A 446-nucleotide genomic window follows, 5' to 3' on the forward strand; every position below is an offset into this window, starting at 1 on the left:
GGCCCGGGCATAGGCGAGAAAACCATCCAGCTCCTTGTTAAATTTCATGCTTCCACTCCTTCCCTGCCCTCATTCACAGCTCACTGCCCTGGGCCCCAGACCCCCTTGACCGGCAGGGGCTAAGATGCCTGTCAGAAGCTTAATCGTCCACGCAACGAGCCAGACCACATGCCCATACCATTGCCTTCGACCATACCAAGCGGTGCCAGAGTGGTGGTGCGCACGGCCGAGGGCCGGGACCCGGCGGATGGCCGCATGAAGTACCGGGACTACGTGGGCCATGTGATCTCCTGGGATGGGCGGACACTCAAGCTCAACCGCGATGCCAGCGCCAACGGCGAGCGCCCCGCCCAATCCATCTGCCTGCAAGCGGCCAGCATAGGCGCCCTCAAGCACATCCCCGAACGCCCCGAGCCACCGAGACGCCACGACACCCCTCATACCGT

At 63.5% G+C, this 446-nt stretch carries 1 protein-coding gene; it reads left to right on the forward strand.

What is annotated here, in order from left to right; genetic code table 11:
- Nucleotides 1-174: 174 nt before the first annotated feature.
- Nucleotides 175-446, forward strand: a 272-nt coding sequence (locus CRD59_RS07660; RefSeq protein ID WP_113854068.1) for a DUF6725 family protein, incomplete at its 3' end; no start/stop codon positions are given.

This window comes from Bifidobacterium xylocopae (genome assembly GCF_003315615.1).
Lineage (GTDB): Bacteria > Actinomycetota > Actinomycetes > Actinomycetales > Bifidobacteriaceae > Bombiscardovia > Bombiscardovia xylocopae.